The organism is Rhizobium altiplani, from assembly GCF_001542405.1.
In the GTDB taxonomy this organism is placed as follows: Bacteria; Pseudomonadota; Alphaproteobacteria; order Rhizobiales; family Rhizobiaceae; genus Rhizobium; species Rhizobium altiplani.
This window is the reverse complement of record NZ_LNCD01000089.1, coordinates 1-3,793: the sequence shown is the minus strand read 5'-3', so window position 1 is coordinate 3,793 and position 3,793 is coordinate 1. Positions and strand designations below refer to the sequence as shown.

General features: G+C 57.3%; 2 protein-coding genes and 2 pseudogenes. 2 read left to right on the top strand and 2 right to left on the bottom strand.

Annotation, left to right across the window (positions count from 1 at the left end):
- Positions 1 to 310: 310 nt before the first annotated feature.
- A complete protein-coding gene (locus tag AS026_RS21610; protein ID WP_062370584.1) occupies positions 311 to 1,345 on the bottom strand; it encodes an IS110 family RNA-guided transposase in 1,035 nt (344 codons plus the stop codon).
- Between the two features lie 134 nt (positions 1,346 to 1,479).
- Here AS026_RS21610 and AS026_RS40215 point away from each other — a divergent pair.
- Positions 1,480 to 1,818 (top strand): annotated as a pseudogene (locus tag AS026_RS40215) (helix-turn-helix domain-containing protein); the annotation flags it as partial.
- Positions 1,819 to 2,077: 259 nt separating this feature from the next.
- On the opposite strand, the gene AS026_RS21605 reads toward AS026_RS40215, so the two are convergent.
- Positions 2,078 to 3,106: an IS110 family RNA-guided transposase gene (locus AS026_RS21605; RefSeq protein WP_062371716.1), complete on the bottom strand. Its 1,029-nt coding sequence runs from the start codon at positions 3,104 to 3,106 to the stop codon at positions 2,078 to 2,080.
- 68 nt (positions 3,107 to 3,174) lie between these two features.
- Between AS026_RS21605 and AS026_RS21600 the strand changes: the two are divergent.
- A pseudogene (locus AS026_RS21600) lies at positions 3,175 to 3,783 on the top strand (IS630-like element ISRel6 family transposase); the annotation flags it as partial.
- Between the last annotated feature and the right edge of the window lie 10 nt (positions 3,784 to 3,793).

Below are 3,793 nucleotides of genomic sequence, written 5' to 3'. Positions count from 1 at the left end.
GTCTAGAGCGGATCATTGCTTATCGGAATCGGTGCGGGATTCCCATATGTGGAACGGCTCTGCGGTCAAGGTGTTCAATCGTTGATATTCCGAGGGCTGGTGCGCCCATATGTCCGGCCTTTTCGCGCAGCAATTGGGCTACTGGCCTTGATGACGTTCGCGACTGGAGTGACCTAAACAAATCAGCGAGCTCGAAGCACGTTGGGAATCACGGTCTTGATCCAATCCGGATGTCTTTCCTCGGGGTCATCATTGATCTTGCACCTTGGGCCTCAGCTTGTCAGCGACGACAAGCGATCTGCATTCGGTCCTAGGCCGCCATCGTTTCGTTCGCCGTGCTATGGAATTGACCACCTCTCACTAGAAGAGCCCAAACAATGCGGGCCATCTTGTTGGCCAGCGCAATGGCGGCGACTTTATATGGCCTGCGCCTCAGCAACTCAGTCAGCCAGGCTGAGACCTTTGCGCCTCGACGTGCGTGCTGGATAACGGCGGACGCTCCCACAACCAAAAGAGATCGTAAGACCGGGTTTCCCATTTTTGAGATTCTTCCCAATCTGGTTTTCCCGCCTGTGGAATTTGATTTCGGGGTCAGGCCTATCCAAGCCGCAAAGTGACGCCCAGACTTGAAGGCCTTTGGGTCGGGTACAAATGCCGCGATGGAGCTGGCAGTGATTGGACCCACACCTGGAATTGAGGTCAGCCGGCTCAATGTCGCATCCTGTCGGCTTTCGCGGATCATGTGCTTCTCCAACTTAACGATCTCCGACGTGTAGGCCTCTATCTGATGGGTCAGGGGCAACAGGGCGATGCGGGCCAAGGGTGGCAAGCGGGCATCATCCTCGTCACGGACGATTGCGGCAAGGTCGTCGACCTTGCCCACACCTCTGGATGTGGTAATGCCCAGTTCGGTAAGATGACCGCGCAAAGCGTTGATCGTTTGGGTGCGCTGCCGAACCAGCAGGTCCCTTGCCTTCAAGAGCATAGCCGTCGCTTGCTGGCCGACGGTCTTGAGCGGCACGAAACGCATCGACGGTCGACCTACAGCTTCGCATATCGCCTCAGCGTCTGCCGCGTCATTCTTGCCTCTTTTGACATAGGGCTTCACGTAAGCAGGTGGGATCAACCGAACTTCATGTCCGAGAGCCTTGATCTCTCGTGCCCAATAATGAGCGCCTCCGCATGCCTCCAATCCAACGACACACGACGGGATCTTCCTGAAGAACTTCAAAACCTCAGAGCGTCGAAGCTGCCTACGAAGGATTGTCGTCCCTTCGTTGTCTACTCCATGCAACTGAAAGACTTGTTTGGCCGTATCGAGACCGATTGTCGTGATCAAAGTCATAAGAACGCTCCAAGCTGTTTACCGAACAGGATGCTCGGCCTCTTTTCAGGATAGGGTGGGAGCAGAGCCGTTCCACAACATCAAATCAGCAGATTTGTGATTCATCATGGATGCTGGAATGGAGGCCAGCATCCATGACGCGACCCTATTCGAATGATCTTCGTGAGCGAGTCGTTGCAGCGGTTGTGGACGGTCAGAGCTGCCGGGTGGTGGCGGAGCGGTTCGACATAGCTGTCTCATCCGTGGTGAAGTGGTCGCAGCGTTATCGGACCACCGGTAGTGTGTCGCCCGGCAAGATGGGCGGCCATCGCCGACGTGTGCTAGAGCCGCACCGCGCCTTCATCGTCGAGCAGATCGAGCAGACATCACATCTGACGCTACATCGGCTGAAGGATGAGTTGGCCGCCCGCGGCGTGAGCGTCTCCCACAATGCCATCTGGCAGTTCATGCGCCGCGAGGGCTTGAGCTTTAAAACGTATGGCCCGCCCGGTCCGCAAGAGTTTTTATTCGCATGGCAACTGACAAGTCTGCATCAACGTATACGGCATACGGCGGAGCCGTTGCCAAGATGGAGAGCCGCGCGTCCCAAGCCTCATAAAAACGACGGCATCGAAGTGCCATTTTTAAAGCCAGGCTGTTGGAACGCCGGTATACCGTCAGGCCATCTTCAAAATTCCTCCCGCAGACATTCGGTGGGTCAGCCGGCGATTTTACCGCCGAGGACCGATCACACTAGGCGGTCGAAGCACGCTCGAGCGAGAACAATGTTTCTCGCCGGATGAGCACCCAGGCGATCCTCGCCAGTTTATTGGCAAGGGCAACAACCACTGTATTAGGATGGCATCGCGCCTGGAGGCCCCGCAGCCACGCTCCCAGCGCCGTATTGGTTCTCGCCAGACTGGGCAAGGCAGCTCTGGCGCCATGGATCAAAAGCGTCCGAAGATAGGTGTTTCCTCGCTTGCTGATCCCGAGTAGCCGCGGTTTACCTCCTGTTGTGTACTGTCGAGGAACTAGCCCAAGCCAAGCTCCGAGATCTCGCGCTTGTTCGAACGCTTCAGCTTTTCCAACAGCGGCGACAAGGGCTGTTGCATTGAGAGGACCGACACCTGGTATGGAGGTCAAACGTCTTGCCATCTCGTCAGTACGGGCAAGCTGCGCGAACTCCTTGTCCAGCGCCTCAACGCGGCGATCAAGGACAGACCACTCATCACGCATCTCGCATAGGAGGTCACGGAGTCGACCTGGAGCCAGCAAAGCTTCCTCCATGAGGATTTTATCCAGAGCCTTCTCAAATTTGTGACGCCCCTGGGCGACAGTGATACCGCGCTCGAGAAGCAGGGCACGCATCTGGTTGATCAGCATCGTTCGCGTACCCACCAGCCGCGATCGCACGCGATGCAATGATTGAATATCAAGTTGCTCCTGACTCTTCAGTTCGACAAAGCGCATCGTCGGTCGAGTTGCTGCCTCCGCAATTGCCTCAGCGTCGCGGTCATCATTCTTCTGCGCTTTCACATAGGGGCGCACATACTCTGGTGGCATAAGCTTCACCGTGTGCCCCCGTGCAACAAGCTGACGCCCGAGATGATGGGCGCCGCAGCAGGCTTCCATAGCCACGATACAAGGCGCATATTTTGATGCAAACTCCACGATGCTCGTTGGCCGCATGCGTCGGCGAAGTACGACCGCGCCGAGTTCATCAAGCGCTGCGACACTGCAGCTGTTCTTGCCTAAGTCGATTCCAATCATCACAATGGTCATGGCTCGCTCCTCTCTGTTAAGCACCGGCATCTTACGCGATGTCGGAGAGGTGGGCGGGCCATTCCATAAAAACGCTGTTCGCCCTTGAGCAGGGCCGCGTCGACATTGCCCGGCGCAGAGCCCGCTGGAAAGCCTGGCAAGACCGCTTCGATCCGAAGCGGCTCGTCTTCATCGACGAGACCTGGATCCGCACCAACATGGCGCCGTTACGCGGGTGGGGGCCGAGGGGCAAAAGATTGCGCGGCTTTGCCCCGCATGGCCGCTGGCGCACCCTGACCTTCCTCGGCGCCCTCCGCTGCGACAAGCTCACTGCGCCCTGCGTCTTCGACGGTCCCATTAATGGCGAATGCTTCCACGCCTATGTCCGCCAGCAGTTGATCCCGACCCTCAAACCTGGCGACATCGTCATCCTCGATAATCTCGGCTCTCACAAAGCCAAGGCCATCCGCGATGCCATCAGGGCCGTCGGCGCCAGGCTATGGTTCCTGCCGAAATATTCCCCCGACCTTAATCCGATCGAGCAAGCCTTCGCCAAGATCAAGCACTGGATGCGCCAGGCTCAAAAGCGAACCATCGAGGAAACGTGGCGCCACCTGGGCTTACTCGCCGACACCATAAAGCCAGAGGAATGCGCCAACTACTTCTCAAATGCCGGCTACGCTTCCGTCAAAACATGAAAGGCTCTAG